We start from the raw sequence: 24,621 nt of genomic DNA on the forward strand, positions 1-24,621 counted from the left end.
CATGCGCGACCCTGCTTCTCCCTTGGCCCGGCTGCTCGCCGTGGTACTGGTCAACGCCTTGGTCTGGCAGCCCGTCGCGGCGCTTGCCGAGGGCATCGTCGTAGCGCCGGGCGGTGGCCAGAATACCCGCATCGACCAGGCCGCCAATGGCGTCCCGGTGATCGATATCGCTACGCCGAACGAGCGGGGGCTCTCGCACAACCGCTACCAATCCTTCGATGTCGGCCGTGAAGGCGCGATTCTCAATAACGTCACCGACAAGTGGCAGACGACCGAGCAGGCGGGGCTGATCGTCGGCAACCCCAATCTGCAGGGCTCGGCAGCGCGGCTGATCGTCAACGAGGTCACCGGCGGCGGTGGCTCTCGGCTCGCCGGCTACACCGAGGTCGCGGGGCAGGCCGCAGCGGTGGTGATCGCCAACCCTTCCGGGATCGTCTGTGACGGCTGCGGTTTCATCAATACGCCCCAGGTGACCCTGTCGACCGGTCGACCGTTGATCGACCAAGGCGAGCTGAGCGGTTTCTCCGTCGAGGCCGGAAAGGTCGAAATCGAAGGGCTCGGGCTCGATGCTAGCCGGGTCGATCGCTTCGCGATCGTCACTCGTGCCGCTGAATTCAATGCCGCCTTGCATGCCAAGCGCCTGGAGGTGGTCACCGGGCGCAATCAGGTCGATGCAGACACGCTCGAGGCGACACCGCTCGAGGGCGCGCAGGAGGTGACACCGGAGTTCGCCATCGACGCCTCTGCGCTGGGTGGCATGTACGCCGACAGCATTCGCTTGGTCGGTACCGAGGCCGGGGTCGGCGTGCGCCTGGCCGGCGACATGGCGGCCAGCGGGGGTGAGCTGCGCATCGATGCGGCCGGCGGCCTGACGCTGGCCAACGCCTCGAGCCGGGGGAGCCTCATCGCCGATGCGGTAAGTATCGCGGTCGACGGTACCCTGGACGGCGCGGCCGACCTGCGCCTGTCGGCCGAGCGGCAGATAAGCAACCAAGGCACGCTGCGCGCGGGCGGTGGCATCGAGCTCACCGCCGGTGAGCGGATCACCCAGCATGGCAGCATGCTCGCCTCGCAGATCGATGCGCGCGCCGGCGATGAACTCGTCAACCAAGGGCAGGTTAGCGGCGACCAGGTATCCCTCGGTGCCGAGACGCTGGTCAACCAGGGTACGCTGGCGGCGAGCGGTGCGCTGAACATCGAGGCACGCCGTCTCGACAATGCAGGCGGGACCCTTCAGTTCGCCCAAGGGCAGCACGTGGAGCTGGCGCTCGAGCGGCTCGACAACCGCGATGGCCTCCTGCTGGCCGACGGTGGCGCCCTGGCGCTCGACGCCAGGGCGCTGGACAACCAGCGCGGGGTGATCGCGGCCGATACGCTCAAGATCGATGCAGGTGCGTTGGACAACCGCGAAGGGTTGATTCAAGCCTCGCGGGGCGAGGCCGCTATCGCGGTAACCCAGCTCGACAATCGGACCGGACGGATCGAAGCCCAGCAGGCGCTTCGACTCGTCGCTAAGGAGACTGTCGCCAACCAAGGCGGCCGGCTGCAGGCCGGTGAACGGCTCGAACTCAACGCTGGTGACCTGGACAACCGCGACGGGGTAGTGCTCGCCGAGCGCTCGAGCCTGGCGCTGGGCCGGCTCTCCGGCAATCGCGATGGCGTGATCGAGGCCTCCTCTGGCCCGCTCGAGCTGGCAGTGCGGGCAGAGGCCGACAACGCAGGCGGCTCGCTGATCGCGCGCCAGGGCGAACTGACGCTCTCCGCGGCGACCCTCGACAACCGCCAGGCCACCATCGCAGGCGATCAGCTGCACCTGGTCAGTGGCGAACTCGACAATAGTGCCGGCCTCTTGCTCGCTCAGCGAGGGGGGCTGGAGATCTCCAGCGGGGCGCTCGACAACTCCGGCGGCACGCTGATCGGTGACGATGTCGAGCTCAGCGCGAGCCGACTGGATAACCACGATGGCGGCCTGATCGCCGCCCGCGTCGGCAACGCGCGGCTGGAGGTGGAACGATCGATCGATAACTCGGGCGGCCAGCTGCAGGCGGCCGCCCGGATCGATCTCACCGCCGGGCAGCTGGTCAACCGGGATGCGGTGGTGGTCGCCGATGACGTTGCCCTCGACGCCCGCACCCTCGACAACGCAGGCGGGCTGATCAGTGCCGAGCGCGGTGATCTCGATGCCACGGTGGGCGTGCTGGACAACCGCGGCGGTCTGCTGCTCGGCAAGCGGCTCGAGCTCGACACTGCCAGCCTCGACAACCGCGGTGGCGCAATGCTGGCCGAGGCCGCCGGGGCGCTGATCCGCGTCCAAGACAGTCTCGACAATCGCGGTGGCATCATCGACGTACGCCACGGCGACTTGATGCTCGATGCCGGGCGGATCGACAACCGCGGCGGCGCACTCGCCGCGCTGGGGCTCACGCTGCAGGCGGTACTGCTCGACAACGGTGTCGAGGACGATGGCGAGGACGTTGACGAGGGTGGCCGGCTGCTGGCTGGCGCAGGGGGTATGCGAGTGCTCGCCGCCGAGGGGCGGCTCGACAACCGCGGTGGCCTGCTGCTGGTCGACGGCGGGGCGCTCGAGCTCAGCGCCGCCGAACTGGATAACCGCGCCGGGGTAATCCAGTCCGAGCAGGGCAGCTTCGAGCTTGGAGAATTCGACAACCGCGAAGGCGAACTCGCCGCGCTCAGCGGGCCGTTGGCGCTGGAGACCTCCTCCCTCGACAACCAGGGTGGCAGGATACTCGCCCAGAGAGCGCTGGCACTGGATGCCGAGCGGCTGGACAACCGCTTCGGCCAGCTGGCGGGAAATACGCTACTGCTGAGCGCGGCGGGCATCGACAATCGCGACGGCGGCTTGATCGAAGCCGTCGATAGCCTGGTTCTCGATAGCGACACGCTGGACAACCGAGGGGGCGAGCTGCGCGCGCTCGGCACCGACGGAGACAGCCGGCTGCGGGTGGAGGGCACGCTCGACAACCGCGATGGCAAGCTCTCCTTCGCCAACCAGAACCTGACGCTTGCGGCGCAGCACTGGCGCAACCAGGGGGGCCTTCTGCGCCACACCGGCTTGGGCCAGGCCGAGATCGAGGTGGGCGAATTCCAAGGCGCCGGTGGCACGCTCGAAAGCACCGGCGAGTTGATACTGAGTGCGCAGCACGTCGACGGGCTCGGCAGTCTGGCCAGCAACCGCGCGCTGAGCCTGACCTCGCTCGGTGCGCTAGGGCTCGGCATCGGCGATCGGCTGGCCTCCGCCGGTACGCTCGAGGTCGAGGCCATGGACCTCGATAACCAAGGCGAAATGGCCAGCAACCAGGCCATTACCCTGCGGCTGCAGGGTGAGCTGGTCAATGCCGGAACGATCTCGGCGGGCAGTGGGCTCGAGCTCTCCGCCACCTCGCTCGACCAGCGTGGCCACCTGCTCAGCGGCGGTGATGCCCGCTACCGGCTGACCCAGACGCTCGACAACCGTGGTCGGCTGACCGCCACCGGCGCGCTCGAGATCGAGGCCGCACGGCTGGATAACCAAGGCACCCTCGGTGCCGGCGGTACGCTGCGGGTGAGCGCGGGCGAGATCATCAACCAGCCGGACGCGCTGATCTTCTCCGCCGGCGACATGCAGCTGCGCGCGGCCAGCCTGAGCAACCGCTACGCCGATCTGTTCAGCCTCGGCCGCTTCGACTTCGCCGCCGATGACCAGGGTGGCCGGGCGCGGCTGTTCGAGAATCGCTCGGGCAGCATCGAGGCCCAGGGCGATCTGCGTCTCGCCGCGGATGAGGTGATCAACACGCGCGATCATTTCTCGATCTTAAGCCACAGCGAAGGCAGCTGGATCGATTACACCGCGACCCAGGTCGATCAGTACCGGGTGGAAAGCGACCTCTGTGGAGAGCGAGGTGGCTGTGGCCCCAGGCAGATATATGAAAGAACCTTCTACTACTACCAGCCGATCGTCCACGACACGCTGCGCTACGAAGTAGTCGTCGATTCGCCGCTGGCACGGCTGGTTGGCGGCGGCGAGGTCACGATCGACGCCGATCGGTTCAGCAACACCCTTGGCCTGGTCGCCGCCGGGAGCGACCTGAGCATCCACGCCCGCGAGATCGACAACGGCGGACCCACTGCCTTCCTCGAGCAGCGCCGACGCGAATACCAGCACAACCAGAGCTACTCGAACTCAAGCGACATCAGATACGTCCAGCGCGCCTCCGACCAGCGCGACGCAGGGATCGAGGCCTGGAATGCGCGCAGCGGCCTCGACGAACAGGGCGAGCCGCTGCCACTGCCGGCAATCATCGCCGGCTGGACCTACAGCCTGGTCAGCGACGTCATCTCGCGCCAGGAGATCCCCGGCACCGTCGCCTCGACGATCCAGGCCGGTGAGCGGGTAACGCTGGTCGCTGGCGAACGGCTGGTCAACGGCCAGGTCGACGAGCAGGTCCAGGCGCAGCTCGAGGGCCGGCTTGGCGATACGTCGGTCGCGGGGCCGGTCGCGCGATTGAGCTATACCCTCGCGCCCCAGGCGGCGAGCGCAAGCCGGCGCGAAGCAGGTGATCTGAGTGGCGCCAGCCGCGAGGCCGGCGAGATCGATGAAACCACGCGGACCGAGCTTGGGCTGCCGAGCGGTGAGCGACAGGCGCTGGACACACCTATCGTCATCGAGCCGGCGGCCAGCTACGCCGATGTGCCATTCGAGCGCATCGCACCCGTCGAGCAGCCGGATTTCCGCCTGCCCCAGGGTGAGTACGGCCTGTTCGTTCAGAGCCCCTCGCCGCAGAGCCGCTACCTGGTCGAGTCGAATCCGGCCTTCACCGGCCTCGAGAACGTCCTTGGCTCCGACTACCTGCTCGACAAGCTCGGCTACAGCGATGACGGTGCCTACCGGCTGCTGGGCGATGGTCGCTACGAAAGCCGGCTGGTCGGCAGTGCGGTACAGGCCGCTACCGGCTCTCGCTTCGTCGACGACCGCCTGGGCAGTGAAGCCGACCAGCTGCGCTACCTGTTCGACAACGCCATCGCCTCGAGCGAGCCGCTCGGACTCTCCGTCGGCGTCAGCCTGAGCCCGGCCCAGACCGCCGCGCTGACCCACGACATCGTCTGGCCCGAGTGGCAGGAGGTCGAGGGGCAGTGGGTACTCGTCCCGGTGCTCTACCTCGCCCAGTTGGACTCGCGCAAGGTGCGCGGCGGCGCATTGGTGCAAGGGCGCGACATCGAGCTGATCAGCGGCAGCGAGCTGATCAACGTCGGCACGCTCACGGCCGCGCGGGATACCACGCTCTCGGCCGGCGGCTCGATCCTCCAAGGGGGCCTGGTCGAGGCCGGCGAGCGGGTCTCGATGGTGGCTAACGACAGCATCCGCAACGCCATCGGCGGCGAGATATCCGCGGCTCAGGTCGACCTGCGCGCGCTTGAGGGCGATATCGTCAACGACCGGCTGGCGATCGTCGCTGGCAGCCGCGACCACGCCTTCACCGCGCTCGACGGCGGCGGCCGGATCGTCGCCGGCGAACGCCTCGACCTGCGCGCCGGGGGAGACCTGGTCAACCGCGGCGAGATCGCCTCGGCAGGCGATGCAGCGCTCGCCGCCGGGCGTGACCTGCGCCTCGAGGCGGTCACCGACGCGCGGCTCGACGTCAATCGCCAGCCCAACCTCACCGAGCGCCGCGAAAGCGTCGAAGTGCTCGGCAGCCGTCTCGACATCCAAGGCGACGCTCGCCTGAGCGCCGGGCAGGACCTGGTGATCGATGCATCCCGCGTCGATATTCACGGCGACCTGCTGGCCGAGGCCGGGCGCGACCTGCGCCTCGACGCTCAGGAGAACTTCGTCGCGAGCGAAAGAGAGCGGCGCAGCAGTCGCCGCTACTCCCATCAGCTCGACGAGCAGGTGCGCCAGCAGGGGAGCGAACTGGTGGTCGGCGGGGACGCCGCAGTGATCGCCGGGCGTGATCTCGGCCTCACCGCGAGCCGGGTCGAGACCAGCGGCAACGCCTACTTCTACGCCGGGGGAGAGCTGACCCTGGATGCGGCCGCCGATCTCGACCATCAGCTCGACGAGCGGCGCAGCAAGGGCAGCTTCGGGCGCAAGCGCTCCGAGAGCACCGAACGGCTCACCCTCACCGCGCAAGGCAGCCAGATCGAAAGCGGCGGCGACCTGGTACTGGCAAGCGAAGGCGACCAGCGCTACCAGGGCGCGAGACTTGCGTCCCAAGGCGAGCTGAGCCTGATCAGCGGCGGCGAGATAGCGTTCGAGGCCGCCCGCGATATCGAGCAGCAGAGCCGGCACAAAAGCAGCAGCAGCTTCGCCTGGCAGTCTGCCAAGGGCCGGGGCACGACCGACGAGACCCTGCGCCAGAGCCAACTGATCCACCAAGGCGAACTCGCGATCCGCGCGGCCGAAGGAATCTCGATCGAGATTGCCCAAATCGACCAGCGCACGGTGAGCCAGACCCTCGACGCGATGGTCGCCGCCGACCCGCAGCTCGGCTGGCTGAAGGAGATGGAACAGCGCGGCGACATCGACTGGCGGCAGGTCAAGGAGATCCACGACAGCTTCCAGTACAGCCAGTCGGGCGTTAGTCCAGTAGTGGGCATGGCGGTCGCGATCGTCACTGCAGCGTTCACCGCCGGCGCGGCAGGAAGTATGATCGGCGCCATGGCAGGGACGAGTACCGCAGCCGGTGCGAGTACAGCTGCTTCGATCTGGGCCGCCCAGACCGCGACCGCCGCCGCTGGTTGGGCCAACGCCGCGGTAGCGGGGGCCATCGGCGGTGCAGTGGGAAGCGCCGCCGGTGCCGTCAGCCAAGGACAGGAGTGGAATCAGGCTGCGCTCAATGGCGCGATTACCGGCGGGCTGGGTAACTACCTTGCCGGCGGGACATTCCACAACAATCCCATCAACAGCGCGAAAGTGATTGGCACCAGCGTGGCGAATGGCGCCTGGGACGTGGTGGGCAATCGCATCGCGCTGCTTGGTGCTCAGCAGGTCATGGGCAAAGTGCAGAGTGAATTCGCCGAGAGCATCGGCTTGAGTGGCGAGCAGCTCAACTGGGCGCTGATGAGTGGCTCGATCATCGGAGCGCAGTTACCCGGCGTGGGAACGCGGTTTAGTGCGACGGATGGTGGCTATAGTCATAACAATTTTATAGGTGAGCGTGGAGTACTGAATCGCGATATCCAAGGGTTGCCCTTCGATGCGATCGATATTGCCTTGGGTTACCAAGGGCTGCCCGATTCCACTGTGCAGGCACACTTGGCCTCGCAAGGGTTCGGCGGCTATACCATGGGCCATAGCCTGGGGGTTTTGAGCGCCAACTATATGGCCACCAATGGTTTGCTCAAAGGAGCCCATCTCTTCTCCCTGCCCTTCGGCAATATCGCCTCGAGCAATACTACCCTGACCATCGGCGCTGGCGACTTGGTCAACGGCGGCGTCTTGGGTAAAGCGCTCAATCCGAATGCCTACATCGTTCCATTACTGCCTTGGGAGCATAATTTTGATCAATTTTATAAACCCTATATCGATCTGTACCCTGAAAGGTATAAGTTTGGTGACTAGTCTCCTGGTGGCGGGACTTCTGGGGGGGTGCGTCTCTTATGAACGCTATATATCGGCAGGCACCGAGGATAATTTTGCTGCGGACGATAATATCTTCCGTGTGGACCCAAATGATTATCCTGTCTTTGCGGTAAATCGGGATATGGAGGCGCCCTTGGCTAATGTGATTCCTCCGCTTGGTAATGGGGTAGAAATGATGCCATTGAAAAAAGCCTACCGCTGGGAAGTGATGCATGTGGTGAAAGGGCGCTACCTGATCGGCTCCCGAGACTACGATGTAGTCAGATGTATGATAGAGTCTAATGCAGCTCCGAAGAGAATCCGAAGTAAGGATTGCGATCCCTTCAATCCAAAGGCCAAAGGAGGGAGGTATTTTGTACGTATCTATCTCAACCCCAATGGCCACGCCTATGGATGGGAGTTTCTCAAGAATCAAATACGCTGGTTTGGGGGAGAAAAAGTGACTGGATTTCGCCTCGATAATACAGGCGACTGGTCGGGACAGCCCTGGTTCGAGTGTATCGAGCGCTGTGAAAAACTGGCCAATATGACGAATTATTTCGATGACACGGGAACGGGACTAAAGGCGAAATATCCTGTTTTATATAAACGTTTCATAGAGTTTGTGGAGAAAAATCCCGCAAAACCGCGAGAGTAGTCGTCGCAGGAAGTGGCGGCATGGATTGGTTGAACTGGCGAGCGAAGGCGACCAGCGCTACCAGGGGGCGAGGCTTACGTCCCAAGGCGAGCTGAGCCTGATCAGCGGCGGCGAGATAGCGTTCGAGGCCGCCCACGATCTCGAACAGCAGAGCCGGCACAAGAGCAGCAGCTTCGCCTGGCAGTCTGCCAAGGGCCGGGGCATGACCGACGAGACCCTGCGCCAGAGCCAGCTGATCCACCAGGGCGAACTCGCGATCCGCGCGGCCGAAGGAATCTCGATCGAGATTGCCCAAATCGACCAGAGCACGGTGAGCCAGACCCTCGACGCGATGGTCGCCGCCGACCCACAGCTCGGCTGGCTGAAGGAGATGGAACAGCGCGGCGACATCGACTGGCGGCAGGTCAAGGAGATCCACGACAGCTTCCAGTACAGCCAGTCGGGACTCTCAGGCCCCGCTGCGCTTGCGGTCGCGATCGTGACGGCGTATTACACGGCGGGGGCGGTGAGCGGGCTGGTGGCGAATGGCGCTTCCACGGCAGCTGGTACCGGGACCGCGCTCGCGGGAGCCGGTTGGGCCAACGTGGCGGCGACCGCGGCCTTGACGGGGGCCGCCAGCAACGCCGCTGTCAGCGCCATCAATAACCGAGGCGACCTGGGTGCGGTGTTCGATGACGTGACTTCCAGCAACGCGTTGAAGGGCTATGCAAGCGCCGCAGTAATTGCCGGCTTAGGGGCATATACGGACATGTGGGGCCGTACAACGACAGAAAGCGGCAACACGCTACTGACCAATCTGCCTGAACGTGCAAAAGCCTATGCACTGAATACGGCCGTCAGAGGTTTGCTGACTGGCGCCAACGGTTCCGAGGATTGGGTGACCGTGGCCGGTATTGGCTGACGGGAGAGGCGTATCGATATTGGGTCGGTCGAGAGCCAGACCTGCGGCCCGGCGTAGACAGGCCAGAGGGGGCAGAATTTCTTCCCACTCCAGAAGATGGCTTCTTTCGCGTGCCCACAGTTAGTCTTGAGGAGGTTGTACGAGAAGGGAAAAACATTGGCCTCAACGACGTATGCCTATCATCGTTTTCTATTTGCCATGGAACACCGATCAGCAACGCTTTGAATGCCGTGCCAGGATTCAACTCTTTCGCTACGCTCCACGACACCTGGATGAATTGGCTAGAGGAGAATAAAAGAGCAAATGTGGCGACAAATATTGGATCCATGCCCCCTGCACTAATATTGAATTATGGCAGCCTTGCCGACCAATACTATTGGCTCAAACCAACGATCGATCAATCCAGGGAGAATGATAGATGAAGGTCACAAGGGGCATATTGATTTCATTGGTGTCGGTATGTTTTTTATTGAGTGGGTGCCATAGTATGTGGGTGGACGGCAAAGACCGTTTAGTTGGTACAAAATTTGAATTGTTGAAAAACAGGAACGATAATGGCATGTTATATACCCGCCTTTCAGAGAGGGAAAATCATTTATATAGAGAAGAACCAGAGCCGCCCAATACTCGCTATTTCATAAAATGGAATTCACACTGCCGGTATTCGCTGCTGGTCGATCCGAACGATACGATCCTTTCTTGGCGCTTCGAGGAGACGAAAGATCCTAGTCGGGCTTGTGTCATTAATTAAGCAAGAGAGTAAACAGGGAAGGCCCAAGGAGGGGCATATTTATTATGTTCTTGGTGAAAGGTCCGATGGTGCGCCACGCATGATATTCAGGCCGAAGGAAGGTGTCGACTACTTCAATAGGCAATGAGCATGTCTAATAATAAGCAGCTTCGATCTGGGCCGCCCAGACCGCGACCGCCGCCGCTGGTTGGGCCAACGCCGCGGTAGCGGGGGCCATCGGCGGTGCAGTGGGAAGCGCAGCCGGTGCCGTCAGCCAAGGACAGGCGTGGAATCAGGCTGCGCTCGATGGCGCGATTACCGGCGGGCTGGGTAACTACCTTGCCGGCGGGACATTCCACAATAATCCCATCAACAGCGCGAAAGTGGTTGGCACCAGCGTGGCGAATGGCGCCTGGGACGTGGTGGGCAATCGCATCGCGCTGCTTGGTGCTCAGCAGGTCATGGGCAAAGTGCAGCGTGAATTCGCCGAGAGCATCGGCTTGAGTGGCGAGCAGCTCAACTGGGCGCTGATGAGTGGCTCGATCATCGGAGCGCAGTTACCCGGCGTGGGAACGCGGTTTAGTGCGACGGATGATGGCTATCAGCTCACTAACCGTATCGGAGACCGTGGGGTATTGAACCGCAGTCTTCAAGGGCTGCCCTTCGATGCGATCGATATCGCCTTGGGTTACCAAGGGTTGCCCGACTCCACCGTACAGGCACACTTGGCATCGCAAGGATTCGGTGGTCTCACCACGGGCCATAGCCTGGGGGTTCTGAGTGCCAACTATATGACCACCAATGGTTTGCTCAAAGGAGCCCATCTCTTCTCCCTGCCCTTCGGCAATATCGCCTCGAGCAATACTACCCTGACCATCGGCGCTGGCGACCTGGTCAACGGCGGCGTCTTGGGTAAAGCGCTCAATCCAAATGCCTACATCGTTCCATTAATGCCTTGGGAGCACAATTTTGATAAATTCTATAAACCCTATATCGATCTGCACCCTGAAAGGTATAATTTTGGTGACTAGTCTTCTGGTGGCGAGCTTGCTGGGCGGCTGCGCCTCTTATGAGAACTATATATCGGCGGGGACCGAGGATAACTTCGTTGCCGATGACAATATCTTCCGCGTGGATCCGGAAGATTACCCGGTCTTCGCGGTCAAGCAGGATAGGGCGGCGCCACTGGCTAATGTGATCCCTCCAATCAGTGATGGATGGGAAATGCCGCCGTTTAAAAAAGAATATCGATGGGAAGTGACCCATGTGGTGAAAGGGCGTTATTTGATAGGTTCAAACGGCTATGATTATGTTGATTGCATGCAGTACGCAGTTACGCCCTCAAAAAATATTTCCATTAGGGATTGTGATTTTTCTTCTCCGAAAGCAAGGGGACGCAGTTATTTTTCTCGTATTTACATCAATCCCAATGGTCAAGCTTACGGATGGGAGTTTCTTAAAAATCAACGACGCTGGTTCTTTCGAGAAAAACTGACTGGATTCAAGCTCGATAATACGGGCGACTGGTCGGGGCAGCCATGGTTCGAGTGTGTAGAACGCTGTGAAAAACTGGCTAATATGACGAATTATTTTGACGACGCTGGAACGGGGTTTAAAGCGAGATATCCTATCATATATAAACGTTATATAGACCTCATTCCCGAACAGCCCTGGATCCAAGGGTCGAAAATGTAACTTCGCCGCATTCCGAACATGGGGTACTGAGTCGCCGACATCGACTGGCGGCAGGTCAAGGAGATCCACGACAGCTTCCAGTACAGCCAGTCGGGACTCTCAGGCCCCGCTGCGCTTGCAGTCGCGATCGCCGTCTCCGCCTTCGTCGGCCCTACCGCCGTCGGTGCACTGGGCAGCGTGGGCGGTGCTGCGGCCACCTCGCTGGCGAGCCAGGGCGCGGTCAATCTGATCAACCAGCAAGGCGATCTCGGCGGTGCGTTGAAAGACACCCTCTCTCGCCAGGGGCTCGAAGGCGCCGCCCTTGCCTCCGCCTCAGCCGGCGTGGCCCAGGGCATGGATCGCATCTGGGGCGGCCGCACCGACGTCATCACCCAGGGCGTACAAGGCGTCGATCTCGCAAGCCTTGAAGGCATTGGCCGCTTCGCCGGCAGTATCGGCAGCCGCGCAGCGATCGATGCAAGCCTGCAGACCGCACTCCAGGGTGGCTCGCTCGGAGATCGCCTCGGCGACGCTCTGCACGGCACCGTGGGCAGCGTAGTGGCAGCGGCGATGTTCAACGCAGTGGGGGACTACGCCGAGGCGCAGGGCTATGCCGAAGGCAGCGTAGAGAAGGTGGCACTGCACGCACTGGCTGGAGGACTGGCCTCCGTCGCCAGCGGTGGCGACTTCGAAAGTGGCGCGATCGCCGCCGGCGCCAACGAGGCGCTGGTGGGGCACCTGGCCGAATGGTTAGAACAAGACCCGATGCTGTTGACTGGTGCCGCGCAGATCACCGGCCTGGTCGCCGCTGGACTGGCCGGGGGCGACGCCCAGCAGGGTGCTTGGGTGGCGGGTCAGGCGGATATGTACAACCGCCAGCTGCATCCCGAGGAGCGGCGTCTCATCAAGGAGGAAGCAGCCAGGCTCCAGGAAGCACACGGCTCGGCAGGGCCGCTCGACTGGGAGACGATGCTGACCCTGGCGGCTGGCAATCGGCTCGATGCCGATAACGCCGACACCTTTGCCCGGCTCGAGGCCCAAGTGGCGAGCGACCCGAATAACCCGCTGGCGCAGCAGTTCCAGCAGGCGATGACGGTGGCCAATGCTACGATCGAAGTGCTCGCCGGGTAGAACGTCTCGCTGCAATGGCAGGATGGGACAGCGATCCAGGCCTATGGTGACCCGGTGCTGGCATTCCAGGCCAGCGAACGCCAGCGTCAGGACTCTGGACTGTTCAACGCCCCCGGCTTCATGGGACCATACACCTAGTCTGGCGCGACTATTGGAGCGGCTACGGGTCCGATCGGTGCTGGCGTAGGCTTTATCGCGGACGATGTGGCGGGCGCGTTTGCCTGCGCCTATATTTGTGACTCTTTCAGCACTCGTCCAGTAATTCAAATAGCTCTAATACTTCCAATAGCCAGTCAGGGACCTGACGATGATAAATATACCGATGCCAGCCTTGCTTTTACCAGCGATAATGATGACGGGTTTTTTGCTTTCGCTTAGCTTCCCCAGCACTAGTGGGCTAACTTCCCCTAAGTTTCTTATGCTCTACTCATCTTGTTTGATGACACTGCTGGTAGCATGCTGGCTCTCCTTCAAGAGTCTGATCCCTCTCTCACTTTGGTTAGTCGCTATGATGCTGGTAATTGCTGCCGTCGGATTACCTTTCATTAAATTTTACTTTAATCAATAAGACAGGGTATTAGCAAGATATGATCGCCATTTTCACATATAGTTTGATCCGTGAATGGTCGATTGCAAGAGTTGAGTGCAACACAGCTATTAAATTGAATCGGTAGCATCATGGCGAATGGCCATGGCGTCTTACATTACCTCCCCCTTTACCTCGATCGGGCATTTGAAGTCGAAGCGCTTGCGCGGAGGCATGTTCAGCCGCAAGGCGATGGCGTCCAGTGTCTCCTAGCTCCGGTCGTGGTCGTGCTCTTGCGCACCGCTAGCGGCATACGCCGCGAAAGCGTCGAGGTACTTGAACCATCTCGACATCCGAGGCGACGCTCGCTCGAGCTGCCGGTCAGGACCTGGTGATCGATGCCTCCCGCGTCGACATCCGGGAAGGGCCACGGTGGTTTGGGAAGGGCGTTAGGTCGCGTACTCGAGCCTCATAGGCTTAGTGATCCGCTGGTCGCTCATGTGGGTGGTGATTTGATATATTCCGCCATATGACCCATCATGATCCTCATAAAGGAGGATCAGCCATGTCCCTACAACACCAGACACCCCATGAGCGCCAGGATATGGCGGCTGCGGCCATGCGTACCTACCCCAACATCTCCAAGGCATGGGGCCTCAAGGAGCATGAAGCCGCCACGCTCTTGGGCGTGCCGGATTCCACCTATCGCCGCTGGAAACAGCAGCCGGATCGTGCACAGCTGGACGTGAACCACCTGGAGCGGATGTCATTGATCCTGGGCATCTACAAGGCACTCCATATCCTGTTACCCAACGCTCAGGCGGCGGACAGCTGGTTGAAACGGGCCAATCAGAATCCGCTGTTCGCGGGGCACACTCCTATCGAGCGGATGCTCAACGGGCAAGTATCCGACCTATATGTGGTACGCCGGCATCTGGATGCGGCCCGCGGTGGGGGCGTTGCATGAGTTTTCCCGTGTCTTGTCTCGCCTGGCATCCCTGCTATCGGATCATCCCCTCGCGCTTTCCACCCATCGATCTCTTCGAGGGGGTCAACGGCTCTCCCGATGACTGGGCGCTGCTCAACGAACTGGAGGGCGCGACCTCATCCCGCCTGCGGGAGGAAGCTGGTGCCATTCACCTGATCCGTGATGAAGATCGGCGTTACGGCCCGGGCTGGACGCCGGTGATGGCCGCTTTCTGCCACTTCCCGACGACCGGTTCACGTTTCACCGACGGCACGTTCGGTGCCTATTACTGCGCCTTGTCGGAAGTTACAGCCATCGCCGAGACCCGTTACCACGCCGAGCGCTTCATGCGGGAGTCTCACGAGCCCCCGATGATGCTGCAGCAGCGGGTTTATTTGTCGGACCTCGACGGCTTGTTCGTCGACTTGAGAAACAGCACCGCTGCAGGCGCCCTACTGGCCCCGGATGATTGGTCGGCAAGCCAAGCGTTCGGTCGGAAGACGTGGGACAGCCAGGCCGATGGCATCGTCTATCCTAGCGTGCGCGATCCCGCCGGCGAATGTGCGGCGGTACTTCGTCCTCCCGTTCTGAGCGCCACTTGGCAGGGCCGGCATCTGGGCTATGAATGGGATGGCAAGCGCATCAGTCATGTCTTCGAATTGAATCTGTTGAGTTGATGCGAGTAATGGCGCAGGGCCAAAATCAGGGAAGTGCAACGATGGGAGCGGGGCGCTGGCGCAGAATCTGTCGTTGCCAATGCGCACGGCCTACGACGCCAAGCTGACCGGGGTCTATGCGCTGTTCATACCGACGCTGCTCTTGAATGGCCTGCCGGTCGGCGCGATGCTGGTGGGGCCTTGGTATGGCGAATCCTGCGTTTACACCTTGGCAGCCGCGCTTGAAAGGGCGAGTTGAAAGCTGGATGCGAGTGTTCGACACGCTGGCTGAGTGAATCGCCCAGGGTGTCTTAGGCACGCCCGGGCCTTCTACTTCGTAGCCGCCGCTTTCAGTCTCCTGTTCATTCAACGACGACGATTTCTTCCACGATGACCCTTCCGACCGAAGAAAGATCGATGAAGTTGATATGGTCGGGATCAACTTTCGTTAGAAAATTTTCGCAGGAATAAAGCGTGTTCAAGTCTTGCAGATTGTCGAACCATGCCTCGACGACTGCATCATATGTGGGCTCTGGAAAATCCGGTGCGGAAACGGCGTAATTGACCACGAATCGACGGATTTTCTTTGCTTCGGGAATAGCGAAAAGCAGAGGCGCGTGAACGTCGCGGCGGTAGTCCTTGAATTCCTGAAAGCCCATTCCCTGTCGGCGCTTGAAACCTAAAATGATCTTGATCATGGAGAACTCCTTGCCGGGCGAGCGATGTGCGTCAATGCGGATGAGGTGTGGTAATAGCAGCTCTTGGTGGGGCGAACTATGCTGAATCGTCCACGTTTTTTTTTGCGAAAGCCCAACGACGACGCCCGGCCGAAGCCGGGCGTCGTCGTTCCTGCGGGGTTTACCAGCGATACGCGACGCTGCCGATCACGCTGCGTGATTCACCGTAGTAGCACCAGTAGTTGCAGGCGCTGATGTAGTCTTCGTCGGTGAGGTTGTTGACGTTGAGCTGGAGGCGCCAGTTCTCGTCGACGTCGTAGCTGGCCATGGCGTCGACGAGCGTATAGGAGGGCACTTTGGGCGTGTCGTAGCGCGGGTCGTCGGTGCTGGTGCCGACGTAGCGTACGCCTGCGCCGAGCGAGAGGCCGGTGAGCGGGCCCTGGTTGAAGTCGTAGTCCAGCCAGGCGGAGGCGATGTGCCGTGGAATGATCCCTGCGCGCTGGGTGCCCTGTCCGCCGGTCTCGTCGGTGGTCGCGTCGGTATAGGTGTAGCTGGCGGTGAGCGTCAGTCCTTCGGTGAGCTGTGCCTGGCCTTCGAGCTCGAGGCCGGTGGACTGCACTTCGCCGGCCTGGGTCTGGACGAAGGTGTCGGGGTTGGTGACTAGCGAGTTTCGTTGGGTCAGATCGAACACCGCCGCCGAGAGGTAGCCGTCGAATCCAGGCGGTGTGTACTTGAGACCCGCTTCCCACTGCTCGCCTTCGAGCGGGCGATAGAGCCCGCCGGTGGCGGGGTCGTAGGTGGTCAGCACCTCGAACGATTCGGCGTAGCTCACATAGGGCGCCAGGCCGTTGTCGGCCAGATACATGACCCCGCCGGACCAAGAGGTGTTGTTGTCGGTGCGCTCGAGGGTTTCGCCGCTGGTGCGGTTGGCGTTCTCGGTCTTGACCCGGTCATAGCGCACGCTGCCGAGGAAGATCCACTTGTCGTCGATCTTCAGCCGGTGCTGGGCATAGGCACCGCCCTGGGTCTTGTCGATCTCGCGGTAGTCGATCTCGTTCGGATCGATCGGCTGGTAGCGGCCGTAGACCGGCGAGAACATGTCCAGCGGCTCGCCGAAACTGCCGGCGGCCGAGTTGAAGGAGTCGAATTCGTTGCCGCTGTACTCGTGGCGCTGCACGTCTAGGCCGAGCAGCAGGGTGTTGTCGAAGCGGCCGCTGCGCCAGTGGCCGACGAAGCGGTTGTCGAGCGCGTAGCTGTCGGTAGTGCCGTCGCGGTAGGTCAGGCCGCGCACTACGTTGCGATCATTGGTCGGATCGATGTAGTTGGCGTAGGTGGAGCGCAGGTCGAGATCCAGGCGGCTCCAGCGCAGGTTCTGGGTGTATGACCAAGTGTCGTTGAAGCGATGCTCGAGCTGGTAGCCCAGCGAAGTCTGGGTGTGCCGGTTGCGGTCATAGCCCGGCTCGCCGAGGTTGGTGCGCCGGTCGACCTTGCCATAGGGGGTATCGACGAGGGTGCCATACGGCATGAAGAAGCCGTTGGTCGGCACCGCATCGTCGTGCTTGATGCTGCCGAGCAGCGTCAGGGTGGTGTCCTCGGAGACGTCGATCTCGAGACTGGGCGCGAAGTAGTAGCGTTCGCTGTCGGTGCCGTTCAGCTCGCCATCGCGCTCCTTGTAAAGCCCGACCAGCCGGTAGCGCACGTCGCCGGCGCGGGTCAGCGGGCCTGAGCTGTCGATGCCGATCTGGCGATGGTCGCGGTTGCCCGCCTGCAGCTCGAAAAGCCCTTGGCGCTCGGCGGTGGGCCGCTTGCTGATCGCGTTGACCACCCCGCCAGGGTAGCCCTCGCCGTAGAGCATCGAGGCCGGTCCCTTGAGCACCTCCACGCGCTCGAGCCCGAACGGCTCCAGCGTCCAGGCGTAGTAGCCGTCCCTGTAGAGCCGGGTGTCGTCGAGATAGGTCGAGGCCTCGAAGCCGCGGACGAACAGCCAGTCGGCATCGTTGTCGTTGCCGTAGGGCGCTGAAAGCACGCCCGAGCGGTAGCGCAACGACTCGTCCAGCGACTGCACGTTGCGGGTGTCGAGCTCCTGGCGGTCGACGACCGAGGCCGATCGCGGTGTCTCGACCAGCGGCGCATTGATTCTCAGCGCGGTGCTGACCACTACCACCGGGTCCAGACGCTCTTGTGTCGTATCGCTGCCGCCCGCGGCGGTGGATGCTGGCGTATCGCCGCTGGGTTGCTGTGCCCAAAGGGCGGGAGCGCTGGTCGAAAGCGTGCCGAAGACCGTGGCCGCGAATACGTATCGAAGCTGTGTCGAGGGCTTGCACTGCAAGCGCCCGATCCGGGGGGATGGTACGAAATTCATCAGTGGTTCCCTGCCTCAGGTGCTATCCGTTGTTAGTCGTTGTCCGGCGGGGTGAGGCTGCTCCGATAGGCGAGCGTTCGCATCACTACGGCTACGTTAATGACAACGATTAGCGTAAGCAATTAGCCATCTCGGTTAAGCGCCGGCTATTCGCACGCCGGCGTCGCGGCTGGCGGGAGGCGCTGAGGTCCAGGGGAGGGGAGAAACGAGGAGCGATCGGGCGAGACGGAGCTGATGCTTGCCTTCGGGCAGAGGGTCTACGTGCATGGTGTTCACGAGCCGTAGCCGCCCCCATTCACGGGCTTGCCGGGCGCGGGGCGGCTCAGTCGAAGCTGATCTGGTCGAAGCGCTCGACGCATGGGTGATCGCCCACGCGCATGCCCGGCTCGCGCACTAGTTGAACGGTGCGCAAGCCGGCTTCGCGTGCGGCATCGAGCTCTTCGACTACGTCGGAGAGAAACAGGATCTCGCCGCCGGGCGCGCCGATATCACGCTGGATCGCCCGATAGCTTTCGGCCTCGCGCTTGGGGCCGGTGGTGGTATCGAAGTAGCCCGAGAACAAACCGGTCAGATCGCCCGCCTCGCTGTGGCCGAACAGCAGCTTCTGGGCGTGGATCGAGCCGGAGGAGTAGACGTACAGCCCGATTCCCCGCCCATGCCAGGTGCGCAGGCGCTCGGCCGCATCCATATAGACGTGGCCCTTGAAGTCGCCTTCGAGATAGCCGCGTTCCCAGATCATCCCCTGCAGCGCCTTGAGCGGGGTCGACTTGCGGTCTTGGTCGATCCAGCCGCCGAGCAGCTCGCCAAGCCGTGCCACCGAGGCTTCGGGCTCGCCTGCCTCCAGCCGGGCGAGTTCGAGCTGCTCGGCCACCGCCGGCTGGGCGGCGTTGAGCTCGAGCCATGCGGCGAGGTGGCGCCGGGCATAGGGGAACAGCACCTGATGGACGAAGTGGATCGAGCCGGTGGTGCCTTCGATATCGGTGACGATCGCACGCGGCTCGAGCGCCAGGGGCTGGTCCGGACTCATGCGCTGAGCTGCTCGAAACGGGGGAAGCCGGCGGCGATGTCGTCGCCGGTCATCTTCGCCACCCAGCCATCTTTCTCGATGAACAGCCTGATGCAGGTGAAGTCCGGGCTCGGGCCCATGTCGAACCAGTGGGCCACGCCGGTCGGCACCGACATCAGGTCGCCCTGGCTGCAGCCCACCGCGTAGACCCGGTTGTCGAGGTGCAGGTAGAAGATCCCTTCGCCGCGGACGAAGAAGCGCACTTCGTCTTCGCTGTGGCGGTGCTCGTCGAGGAACTTCTCTCGCAGCGCGTCCTTGTCGGGATGCTGCGGGGTCATGTGGATGATATCGGCGACCACGAAGCCGCCCTCTTGCTTGAGACGCGATACCTCTTGTTCGTAAGCGCCGAGGATCTCTGTCGCCTCCGCATCGGCGGGCAGTGCCTTGAGCGGCCAGCGCTCGAAGCGCACGCCGTGCGCTTCGAGCTCCTCGGCGATACGTTTGCCGTCCTCGGTGGAGAGCAGCGGCTGCTCGGCATTCTTCTCGTGATAGACGTGTAGAAAGCTCATGTCAGGCTCCTGGGTGAAGAGGTGTCGGCACAGCGACGTCGGTCAAGATGCATTCGCAGAGTCATTCGCAACGTCGTCCGCAAAGACCGCGGCGACTCAGCGGAACGACCAGCGCTTACGCTCGAGCTCGCAGTCGAAGAGAAAATCCAGCGCCTCGACCTGGCGCAGGCAGCTGGCCATGTCGGTGGCCCAGACATAGACCCCATGGCCGCGGATCAAGTAGGCGGGCGTGCCGGCGTAAGGCTCCCGCCCCAGTCGCGCTCGCGCCTGGTCGACCAGGAGGGGAATTTGCTGGGTATTGGCGAATACCGGGATCCGCACACGCGCCTCATGGGTCTCGACACCCTCGAGCGCCTTGAGCAGCTCGTAGCCTTCCAGCACCACCTCGTCATCCTCGATCGCAAGCGAGAGCAATGTCGCCGCGCGGGAGTGGGTATGCAGGATCGCACCGGCATTCGCGTGGTCGCGATAGAGCTGGCCGTGCAGCAGCGCCTCGGCCGAAGGCTTGAGCCGGCTGCCCACCGCGACGGCGTCGAAGTCCGTGACCATCAGGTCGGCGGGGGTGAGAAAGCCCTTGTGGCGACCCGAGACGGTCACCGCCATGTGGCGCTCGTCCAGGCGAATCGAAAAGTTGCCGCCGGTAGCGGGCACCTTGCCCGCCGCATGCAGGATCCGACCCGCCTCGACCAGCGCCTGCTGGGCCTGGGCAAGGTGTTCGAGATCGATCATCGATGACTCCGAAACGATGGCCCGGGAGAGGGAGGGGCCGCAATCCGGCAAGCGTACCCAAGGCATGCGGGCGACGCCAGCGCAGGGGCCGATCGAATCGTTATGAGGTTATCCCACGGCGACGGCGTGCCAGCGCCAGCCACAGCGCGCCGATCACCAGCCCCCAGAAGGCGCTGCCGATCCCGAACAGCTCGAGGCTCGAGGCGGTGACCAGGAACACCACCAGCGCCGCCTCGCGGTGCGCCGGCGCGCCGAGAGCATCGGCGAGGCTGGAGCCGAGGGTGCCGAGCAGGGCGATGCCGGCGATCGCCATCACCAGCGCCTGAGGGAAGGCTGCGAAGAGGCCGACGATCATCGCGCCGCAGAGCCCGGCGAGCAGGTAGACCAGGCCTGCGCAGACCGCGGCCATGTAGCGCCGGCGAGGGTCTTCGTGGGCCTCGGGGCCGGCGCAGATCGCCGCGGTGATCGCCGCCAGATTGAGCGCGAAGACGCCGAACGGAGCGAGCAGCAGCGTCATCGCTCCGCTGGCCGAGATCAATGGCGAAACCGGGGTGGTATAGCCGTGCTGGCGCAGTACCGCGGTGCCTGGCAGGTTCTGCGAGACCATGGTGACCACGAACAGCGGCACGCCGATGCCGAGCAGGGCGGCGAATTCGAAGCGTGGCCAGACCGGAGAAGGCCAAGCGAACGACGCCTGCATATGCTCGAAGTGCAAAGAGCCCTCGAGGCTTGCGACCGCGATGCCGATGACCAGCGCGGCGAGCACCGCATAGCGCGGCGCCATCCGCTTGGCCAGCAGATAGGCGAGCAGCATCGCCGTCACCAGCGTCGGCGCCAGCGAGAGCGAGGTGAAGAGCTCGAGACCGAAGCGTACCAGTACGCCCGCGAGCATCGCCGCAGCCAGCGCGCGCGGAATCCGCTCGACCACCCGAGCGAACAGCCCGGTGACGCCGCAGATAAGGATCAGTAGCGCCGAGAACAAAAACGCCCCGGTGGCCGCCGCAAGGGTGGAGCCCGCGGGTAGGGTCGCGATCAGCGCGGCTCCCGGCGTCGACCAGGCGAACAGCAGCGGTGCGCGGTAGCGCAGCGAGAGCGCAAGGCACAGCGCGCCGGTGCCGAGGCCGAGGGCGATCAGCCATGACTGCGCCTGGGCGGGTGTCGCCCCCAGTGCGGCGGCGGCCTGGAGGATGATCGCCGCCGAACTGGTATAGCCGACCAGCACGGCGACCAGGCCTGCGATCATGGCGCTGAGCGAAAGATCCGCCAAGCGCGGGCGCGCGGCGGTGGAATCGGCGGTGGACATCGTAAACTCCGGAAGCAGTTCGTGCGTTATCACGCACGCCGGGGCTATCCTAGTGGCGTGCGTGATAACGCACAACAGTTTCGTGCGCTATGACGCACAAAATGGTCGAATGCCCTGCGGCCAGACGAGGAGCAGCGCGAATGCAGGAGATGAACCGAGTGATTGGTGCCGTACTGCGGCGGCTGCGCCGGGAGCGGGGCTGGAGCCTCGACACCTGTGCGGCCAGCACCGGGGTCAGCAAGGCGATGCTCGGGCAGATCGAGCGCGGTGAGTCGAGCCCGACGGTGGCGACCCTATGGCGGATCGCCAGCGGCATGGAGGTGCCTTTCTCGACGTTCTGGGACGAGGGCAGTCTGGTCGAAAGGCGAGATCGGGTGGTCGATGATGAAACGCTGATGAACGCCACGCTGCTCGAGCCCTACGACGCGGCTACCGGCATCGAACTGCTGCTGGTCGAGCTGGCCCCGGGGTGCGAGCGTGTCTCCCAGCCCCATCGGCGAGGCGTGAGCGAGTACGTCGCGGTGGTCGAGGGGCGTCTCGAAATCCTGGTCGAAGAGCATTGGCATGCGCTGGAGGTGGGGCAGTCGCTACGCTTTTGCGCCGACCGACCGCACGGCTATCGCAATCTCAGCGATCGCCGTGCGAGCTTTCACAACATCATCCACCATCCGCGCGCGGAGGGCTGAGGCTTCCGCTTCAGCCTCTGGATACCGCCTCGAGCAGCGGCGCCAGCCGGCCCGGGACCAACGCATCCTCGACCGTCGAGATCCGCAGTACGTGTCCGAGGGCGGGGTGTGGCGGGCGGTGAACCACCACGTCGCGTTCGAGCAATGCGCGCTGCACCGCCTCGGCGCTTTGGGCATCGGCGAGGCGCACGGCGATGAAGTTGGTCGCGCTCGGCAGTACGTCCAGTCCGGCCTCGCGCAGCATCGCGGTGAGCCGCTCCCGACGCTCGGTGACCGCTTCGATGTGCTCGCGGACCTCGTCGTCGTGGTCGAGCACCAGCTCCGCGGCGGCCAGCGACAGCGAGGCGACGGCGTAGTGGATGCGTGCTTTGAGCATCGCCTCGACCAGCGCCGGCTCGGCGATGGCGAAGCCGATCCGGAGTCCGGCGAGGCCATGGGCCTTGGAGAAGGTGCGCAGCCGGATCACGCCCTCGAGCGGTGCGCTGCCGGCGGCATCGGCACGAAAGTCGTGATAGGCCTCGTCGAGCAGCAGGCTGCAGTCGCCGGGCAGCTGGTCCCGCAGGCGCTCGATCTCGGCGTCATCGAACAAGTGGCCGCTCGGGTTGTCCGGATTGGCCAGGTAAACCAGGCGCGCATGGCGCTGGTGCGCGGCTTCGATCAGCGCATCGAGGTCAGGCGCGAGCACGCCCTTGGCCTCTCGGTAGGACGGCTCGATCAGTCGGCAACCGGTGCTCTGGGCGAAATAGCTGAAGGTCGGGTAGGTACCCGCGGCGGCGACCGCGACGCTGCCGGGTTCGCAGAGGGTTCGCAGGGCCAGGGCGATCAGGCTGTCGGCGCCGGCATCGACCAGCAGCGCTTCGATCGGAACCTCGAGGCGCGCGGACAGCCGCCGGCGCAGCTCGAATGCCTGGGCATCGCCATAGCGCCGGGCGAGCCTCGCCACTTCTGCGCCCATGGCCTTGGTCAGCGCGACATGGGGCATGTCGAGCCCCTCGTTGGAGCCGAGCTGGTGGGGCAGCTTGCGGCCGAGACGCCGCTCCAGCGCGGCTAGCCCGGGAAACGGGTTGCTCGGACCTTCTCGGTCGAGGTGTGCGGCGATCGCACGCATGGGGCCTGGACCTCCTGGTGGAAAGGATGGGGCGCCCAGGATGGGGCGCCAAGGGCTCCCCATGCTACCCCCAACGTCCTGCGCTGGATACGTCGAGCTGAGCGACTCAGCGCTGCTCGTCCAGCGTGCCGAGCGCTAGGCTGTCGAAGGCACCGTCGGTCTCGAAGGTGATCGCCGGCCGACCCGCACGGTGCAGTTTCAATTCGAGGTGATAGGGGTAGAGTTCGCGATCGGAGAGCCCGAGCGTGGGCCCGGTGGAGAAGCTGCTGTCGAGGATCCACAGCTGAGGCGCCAGCGGCTGCTGCTCCTGGGGCGCCCAGCCGATGACCTGCGGAGCGTCCGGCAGTGCGAGCAGCCCGCGCGACAGCGCGCTGCTCAGTCGCGCGGCATCGACCCGCGCCGCCTCGGGCAGCTGGGCGTCGGGCGCGATGCTCGGCCTGGCGACGAGGATCAACTGGTTCACCGTCTGGTCATCCCATTGGGTTGCCTCGATCAGCCGTTCGGCGACATCCGCCCCCATCCGCTGCACTGCGTCGCGCTGGCGGCTCTGTTCGTCGAATCCCCGGCTGGCGCAGCCGACCAGCGCCATCGCCAGCAGCGCGCAGAGGCAGGCGCCATAGGTTCCGGTGGCTCGCATCTCAGCGTCGCTCCTCGCGCAGCCAGGCATATGCGAGCGCCAGCCAGCCGACGATCAGCAGGGTGCCGCCGACCGGGGTGATCATGCCCAGCGCGCGGATGCCGCTCAGCGCGAGCAAATAGAGCGAGCCCGAGAACAGCACCACGCCGGCGCACCAGCACCACAGCACCAGGCGCGGTGCGCGCGCACCGCGCCAGCCGGCGAGCAGCGCCATCAGCGCCACGGTATGCCACATTTGATAGGTCACGCCGGTTTGGTAGGCGGCGAGCAGCGGCGCCGGCAGCCGGGCGCTCAGTGCGTGGGCGCCGAATGCGCCGAGGATGACTGCCAGCGCTCCGCTCAGCGCGCAGGCGATCCACAGGGGGCGGCGGAAATCTGCAGTCACGATTACCTCGCGGGTCGGGAGGGAGAAGATCGAATCACGTGTCGCGAGGCGGTATGATAGCGCCATTCCCAGTCCGGGGCCGATGGTCCCAAGCGTCGCAGGAAATACGCCATGCAGCTCTATCTGAACGGCGAGCCTCGCACGGTCGAGGCCACCACCGTGGCCGAACTGGTCGCCGCGCTGAACTTGGGCGGCCGGCGCATCGCCGTCGAGCGCAACGAACGCATCGTGCCGCGCTCGAAGCACGCTGACACCGTGCTCGAGGAACACGACCGCATCGAGATCGTACACGCCATCGGCGGGGGCTGAGCCCCCGCGTCCCGTCATGCCCGGCCTGATGCGAAACGCTCAGGGCCGC

At 63.7% G+C, this 24,621-nt stretch carries 20 protein-coding genes; 11 read left to right on the top strand and 9 right to left on the bottom strand.

Annotation, left to right across the window (positions count from 1 at the left end; translation table 11 throughout):
• Position 1 precedes the first annotated feature (1 nt).
• From A5892_RS03800 to A5892_RS20415, 9 genes are all read left to right on the top strand, one after another.
• Positions 2 to 7,558 carry a two-partner secretion domain-containing protein gene (locus tag A5892_RS03800; RefSeq protein WP_064121668.1) on the top strand — a complete coding sequence of 2,519 codons (7,557 nt, stop codon included), beginning with the start codon at positions 2 to 4 and terminating at the stop codon, positions 7,556 to 7,558.
• Entirely contained in the window at positions 7,551 to 8,216 is a 666-nt protein-coding gene (locus A5892_RS20130; protein ID WP_150123473.1) for a hypothetical protein, read from the top strand. The genes A5892_RS03800 and A5892_RS20130 overlap by 8 nt, the downstream gene beginning before the upstream one ends.
• Before the next feature lie 25 nt (positions 8,217 to 8,241).
• On the top strand, positions 8,242 to 9,117 hold the full coding sequence (locus A5892_RS03805; RefSeq protein ID WP_064121669.1) for a DUF637 domain-containing protein: 876 nt from the start codon (positions 8,242 to 8,244) through the stop codon (positions 9,115 to 9,117).
• A gap of 978 nt (positions 9,118 to 10,095) precedes the next feature.
• Entirely contained in the window at positions 10,096 to 10,878 is a 783-nt protein-coding gene (locus A5892_RS03810) for a hypothetical protein (protein WP_064121670.1), read from the top strand.
• Positions 10,871 to 11,542 carry a hypothetical protein gene (locus A5892_RS20135; protein ID WP_150123475.1) on the top strand — a complete coding sequence of 224 codons (672 nt, stop codon included), beginning with the start codon at positions 10,871 to 10,873 and terminating at the stop codon, positions 11,540 to 11,542. The genes A5892_RS03810 and A5892_RS20135 overlap by 8 nt, the downstream gene beginning before the upstream one ends.
• 177 nt (positions 11,543 to 11,719) lie before the next feature.
• Positions 11,720 to 12,652 (top strand): DUF637 domain-containing protein, encoded by a 933-nt coding sequence (locus A5892_RS03815; RefSeq protein ID WP_064121671.1) that lies wholly within the window; start codon positions 11,720 to 11,722, stop codon positions 12,650 to 12,652.
• Between the two features lie 1,091 nt (positions 12,653 to 13,743).
• The gene (locus A5892_RS03820; protein ID WP_064121672.1) at positions 13,744 to 14,145 is read left to right on the top strand and encodes an MbcA/ParS/Xre antitoxin family protein; all 402 of its coding nucleotides are present in this window, start codon (positions 13,744 to 13,746) and stop codon (positions 14,143 to 14,145) included.
• Positions 14,142 to 14,822 (top strand): RES family NAD+ phosphorylase, encoded by a 681-nt coding sequence (locus A5892_RS03825; protein ID WP_064121673.1) that lies wholly within the window; start codon positions 14,142 to 14,144, stop codon positions 14,820 to 14,822. Before A5892_RS03820 ends, A5892_RS03825 begins: the two co-directional genes overlap by 4 nt.
• A gap of 73 nt (positions 14,823 to 14,895) precedes the next feature.
• Positions 14,896 to 15,060 carry a hypothetical protein gene (locus tag A5892_RS20415; protein WP_190295652.1) on the top strand — a complete coding sequence of 55 codons (165 nt, stop codon included), beginning with the start codon at positions 14,896 to 14,898 and terminating at the stop codon, positions 15,058 to 15,060.
• 103 nt (positions 15,061 to 15,163) lie between these two features.
• Here A5892_RS20415 and A5892_RS03830 read toward each other — a convergent pair whose 3' ends face one another.
• From A5892_RS03830 to A5892_RS03855, 6 genes are all read right to left on the bottom strand, one after another.
• Positions 15,164 to 15,499, bottom strand: a complete 336-nt coding sequence (locus A5892_RS03830) for an EthD domain-containing protein (RefSeq protein WP_064121674.1) — start codon at positions 15,497 to 15,499, stop codon at positions 15,164 to 15,166.
• 160 nt (positions 15,500 to 15,659) lie between these two features.
• Positions 15,660 to 17,840, bottom strand: a complete 2,181-nt coding sequence (locus tag A5892_RS03835) for a TonB-dependent siderophore receptor (protein ID WP_082890255.1) — start codon at positions 17,838 to 17,840, stop codon at positions 15,660 to 15,662.
• Between the two features lie 322 nt (positions 17,841 to 18,162).
• Positions 18,163 to 18,867, bottom strand: a complete 705-nt coding sequence (gene mtnC, locus A5892_RS03840; RefSeq protein ID WP_064121675.1) for an acireductone synthase — start codon at positions 18,865 to 18,867, stop codon at positions 18,163 to 18,165.
• Entirely contained in the window at positions 18,864 to 19,415 is a 552-nt protein-coding gene (locus A5892_RS03845) for a 1,2-dihydroxy-3-keto-5-methylthiopentene dioxygenase (RefSeq protein ID WP_064121676.1), read from the bottom strand. Before A5892_RS03845 ends, mtnC begins: the two co-directional genes overlap by 4 nt.
• Before the next feature lie 96 nt (positions 19,416 to 19,511).
• Positions 19,512 to 20,144 (bottom strand): methylthioribulose 1-phosphate dehydratase, encoded by a 633-nt coding sequence (locus tag A5892_RS03850; protein WP_064121677.1) that lies wholly within the window; start codon positions 20,142 to 20,144, stop codon positions 19,512 to 19,514.
• Between the two features lie 100 nt (positions 20,145 to 20,244).
• A complete protein-coding gene (locus A5892_RS03855; protein ID WP_064121678.1) occupies positions 20,245 to 21,447 on the bottom strand; it encodes a benzoate/H(+) symporter BenE family transporter in 1,203 nt (400 codons plus the stop codon).
• 140 nt (positions 21,448 to 21,587) lie between these two features.
• Between A5892_RS03855 and A5892_RS03860 the strand changes: the two genes are divergently transcribed.
• Entirely contained in the window at positions 21,588 to 22,133 is a 546-nt protein-coding gene (locus tag A5892_RS03860; RefSeq protein WP_064121679.1) for a helix-turn-helix domain-containing protein, read from the top strand.
• A gap of 10 nt (positions 22,134 to 22,143) precedes the next feature.
• Here A5892_RS03860 and A5892_RS03865 read toward each other — a convergent pair whose 3' ends face one another.
• The 3 genes from A5892_RS03865 to A5892_RS03875 form a co-directional block, all read right to left on the bottom strand.
• The gene (locus tag A5892_RS03865) at positions 22,144 to 23,241 is read right to left on the bottom strand and encodes a pyridoxal phosphate-dependent aminotransferase (RefSeq protein WP_064121680.1); all 1,098 of its coding nucleotides are present in this window, start codon (positions 23,239 to 23,241) and stop codon (positions 22,144 to 22,146) included.
• 106 nt (positions 23,242 to 23,347) lie between these two features.
• Positions 23,348 to 23,878: a hypothetical protein gene (locus A5892_RS03870; RefSeq protein WP_064121681.1), complete on the bottom strand. Its 531-nt coding sequence runs from the start codon at positions 23,876 to 23,878 to the stop codon at positions 23,348 to 23,350.
• Between the two features lies 1 nt (position 23,879).
• On the bottom strand, positions 23,880 to 24,263 hold the full coding sequence (locus A5892_RS03875) for a DUF423 domain-containing protein (protein ID WP_064124286.1): 384 nt from the start codon (positions 24,261 to 24,263) through the stop codon (positions 23,880 to 23,882).
• A gap of 111 nt (positions 24,264 to 24,374) precedes the next feature.
• Here A5892_RS03875 and thiS point away from each other — a divergent pair, with 111 nt between their 5' ends.
• Positions 24,375 to 24,572: a sulfur carrier protein ThiS gene (thiS, locus tag A5892_RS03880; RefSeq protein WP_064121682.1), complete on the top strand. Its 198-nt coding sequence runs from the start codon at positions 24,375 to 24,377 to the stop codon at positions 24,570 to 24,572.
• Positions 24,573 to 24,621 lie beyond the last annotated feature (49 nt).

It is taken from the genome of Halotalea alkalilenta (genome assembly GCF_001648175.1).
GTDB classification, from domain to species: domain Bacteria; phylum Pseudomonadota; class Gammaproteobacteria; order Pseudomonadales; family Halomonadaceae; genus Halotalea; species Halotalea alkalilenta_A.